This window comes from Mycobacterium sp. (assembly GCF_035506235.1).
GTDB lineage: Bacteria > Actinomycetota > Actinomycetes > Mycobacteriales > Mycobacteriaceae > Mycobacterium.
On the sequence record NZ_DATJPU010000238.1, the window covers coordinates 1 to 3,316 of the forward strand.

Consider the following 3,316-nt stretch of genomic DNA (forward strand, 5'->3'; position numbering starts at 1 on the left):
TCGATCTCAGCGACGATGTCCACGAGGCGCCCATCAATGGCGTTGCGCTGCCCGGCCAACTCCGCCAACTCCTCAAACAACACCGCCAGACGCTCTTTAGGGCTCACCGCCACAGCAGACGATGCGGTCGAAGACATAACCTCATCATCGCAGCGGGGTACGACATCGATGATGGAACAGCGTTACTGCGCAGGTCGTGACCCTGGGTACGCCCGTCATCGTCGGCCAAGCGCGACAGCCGGAGCGGCCACCACACGCTGCACAACCCAGCCGCCAGCACAGCCACCTAAGGCGTTGTGCCCAGATGGCCACGGTGCTGCAGCGCGCCCGATCCACGTCACGACAACCACACGATCCATCCACACCGCCCTCGTGAAGTACCCCAGGTTTAGTTCCAATCCTTATAGGAGGATCGGAAGCTATGCCCCGTCAGTATTCGTCGGAGTTTCGCCAGCGTGCGGTGCATTTGGTGGACACCACAATGGAGGCCCCGGAAGTATCGGGGTACGAGGCGATCAAGTCTGTGGCTAGCAAACTGGGTGTCTCGGAGGAGCCGGTGCGCGCCGCTGACGACCGAGGAGGCCACCGCCAAGCTGCTGTCCTGGTGGCAATCGCGCGGGAACGCCTAACGGCGGCCCCGCGTCCGAGTAGGCATGGACTATTGCCTGGCGAATGATGATGGCGCAGCGGCCATCTGGAACGGCCAGCCCAACCTCGACCTGGATGGGGATGGCCGCCTCGATGCGATAGGCCTGGATCTCGACGGAGACGGGATGCAGGACGACGCGCTGGCGGATTTCGACGGCGACGGGGTGGCCGACCACGCCGTGCTCGATCTCGATAATGACGGCGCCACGGAGGCCTGGTTCACCGATGAGGGATCGGGGACGTGGGGAGTGGCCGTTGATCGGGGCGGGCAGCTGCGGTGGTTCGGGCTCGACGGTGTTGAGCACACCGGCGGTCCGGTCATCGACTTCGATGAGCACGGCCGTGCCGACGACCGGCTGCTCGACACCGATGACAATGGAGTGGCCGACCGGGTGCTGTGCGCCGGCGAGAACGGTATGACGGGCTACGTCGACACCGACGGCGACGGCAAGTGGAACGTCAGGCTGACCGACACCGACGGGGACGGGCTGGCCGATGGGGCCAGCACTCTATGACTGTGTGGGGGACTGAATTGACCGGCGACCGCGCCGTTAATAGCTTTACGACCAGCTCACGGGATGCACGAGACCACCGGGCCCAGAGGGGGTAGCGATGTTCGTCGACACTGACCTGCTGCACTCGGGGGCCACCGAGACTCATCGCGCGGGCGGGCACGCTCGAGAGGGGGCTGACCGCCTGTCGCGGGGGCCGCTCGCGTCGGGCATGTTTGGCGGCTTTCCCGCCGCCGAAGCGTTCCACGAGGCGGTGACCCTCGCGCACGGGCAGCACTTCAAAAGCCTCCAGGCCCACCAGGAAACGCTGACCGGGCTGGGCCACAATGCGCATTACGCCGCCGACGGGTTCACCAACATGGATGACCGCAACGCCGCACAAGAGCGGGCGGTGCGATGGACCTCCGACACATCAGCAGTCGGGACCTGATAGCCGAAGCCGGCGGTGACCCCTGGGCGATCAACGAAAGCCTGCAGGCTGGGCGGCCGGCGCAGATCACCGCTTTGGCGCAGGCGTTCCACGACGCCGGCCGGTGCACCGCCGAATCCGGCGCGGCCTTCGATGAAGCCCGTCGCCGCTTCGAGGCGTCCTGGAATCGTGTGAACGGCGACTACCCGATCAACGACGTAGCCGAAGTGCGGCGCACAATGGACTCGCTCGGCGCCGAGTCTTTGCAGCTGGCCGAGATCGGGGCCGACTTGGAAAACGTCGCGGCTGCCCTCGCCGAGGCGCAACGCGCCGGCGCAGCGCTGATCATGAGCCTGGAGTCTCAGCTGCAGCAACTCGACGACTTACTGGGCCAAGCGCTGGACCTCGAGAAAGATATCGGAATCACCGCGGCGGATCGATCGGCGCTCGACGCGCTTATCCATGCCCTGGAACAGGAGGCCATTGACGACACTGTGGCGGCGGTCGGCCGCCTTCGATCAGAACGCGGCAGCTACTCGCAGTCCTTGCAGAGGTCGCTGACCAGCTTGCGCACCGACGGCTACGACCCCACTGTGCTTTATGCGGTGGACGCACCCGACGCGACGAATCCCGAAGACTCCGTGAGGATTCCGTCGACGGGAACGACCGCCGAGGAGGTGAACAGGTGGTGGAAAACGCTCGGTCCCGAACAGCAAAGCCGATTGATCGCCGGCCACCCACCAGAATTGGGAAACCTGAACGGTGTTCCCGTCGCCGCGCGGAGTTCGGTCAACAAGGCGGTGATGAACGATGACCTTCGCCGTCTGGAGGACGTTGCCAGGCAAAATGGCGCGTCCGTCAACGATGTCCTCGCCGACCCTGGCAAGTACGGGCTGACTGCGGTAGCGGTCACCCGTTACACCAATGCCTGGCGCACCCAACAAGGCCTGAAAGCCTCGGAAGCTACCTTCGACGAGCGGACACATCCGGACGTGTTTCTGTTGAAGTATCAGCCAGAGGGCTTCGGCGGCGGCGGGGCCGCGGCCATCGCTGTGGGAGACCCGGACACTGCTGCCCACACCGCGGTGTTGGTGAACGGGGCCGGCGCTTGTGTGCGCGACGGAACGCTGGCCAAGACTGAGGGCGTGCGTTTGTATCGGGAGTCGGCCCGCGCGGACGGGGGCGGGCGCACTGCGGTGGTGACATGGGTCGGCTACGACGCCCCCGACAACTGGTACGACACCGGTCTTCGGGAACCGGACATGGCTCGCACCGGCGCGCGGACGCTGGTTGCCGATGTGAACGCGTTGGCCGTCACCCACGAGGGCGCGCCGACACACATGACCGTGATCGGCCACTCGTACGGGTCCACCGTCGTTTCGGATGCGGCGGTGTATGGGATGCGCGCGAACGACGCGGTGCTCGTCGGCTCCCCGGGCACCGACCTCGCGCATTCGGCGGCCGACTTCCATCTGTTGCCCGGCGGCCACCTGTATGTCGGCGCGGCGTCGGGCGACGCGGTCACCTGGTCACCCGGTCGTGTGACTGGGCCCGGGCTTGTCGGCTTGAACTTCGGCGGTCTGGGAGACGATCCCGCCGTGGACGGCTACGGCTCCACCCGATTCAAAGCCGAGGTGCCCGGCAATACAGTGAATCCGCTCTACGACCATTCCCATTACTTCGACGATGGGTCGGAATCACTGTTCAGCATCGCCGACGTCGTTTCCGGGCACGGCGATTCGCTGCA

Annotated in this window: 3 protein-coding genes; all 3 read left to right on the plus strand. The window is 65.7% G+C overall.

Annotated elements, in window-relative coordinates; all coding sequences use genetic code 11:
- The first annotated feature begins 653 nt into the window (after positions 1 to 653).
- The gene (locus VMD50_RS21790) at positions 654 to 1,163 is read left to right on the plus strand and encodes a pullulanase (RefSeq protein WP_325430605.1); all 510 of its coding nucleotides are present in this window, start codon (positions 654 to 656) and stop codon (positions 1,161 to 1,163) included.
- Positions 1,164 to 1,260: 97 nt separating this feature from the next.
- Complete coding sequence (locus tag VMD50_RS21795) at positions 1,261 to 1,590, plus strand: DUF2563 family protein (protein WP_325430607.1); 330 nt, start codon at positions 1,261 to 1,263, stop codon at positions 1,588 to 1,590.
- The coding region (locus tag VMD50_RS21800) for a putative alpha/beta hydrolase (protein WP_325430609.1) at positions 1,557 to 3,316 on the plus strand (1,760 nt) is incomplete at its 3' end. The genes VMD50_RS21795 and VMD50_RS21800, both read left to right, overlap by 34 nt.

Coding starts and splice junctions, on each gene's coding strand:
- VMD50_RS21790 (WP_325430605.1), top strand. CDS start 654: ATGGACTATTGCCTGGCGAATGATGATGGCGCAGCGGCCATCTGGAAC.
- VMD50_RS21795 (WP_325430607.1), top strand. CDS start 1,261: ATGTTCGTCGACACTGACCTGCTGCACTCGGGGGCCACCGAGACTCAT.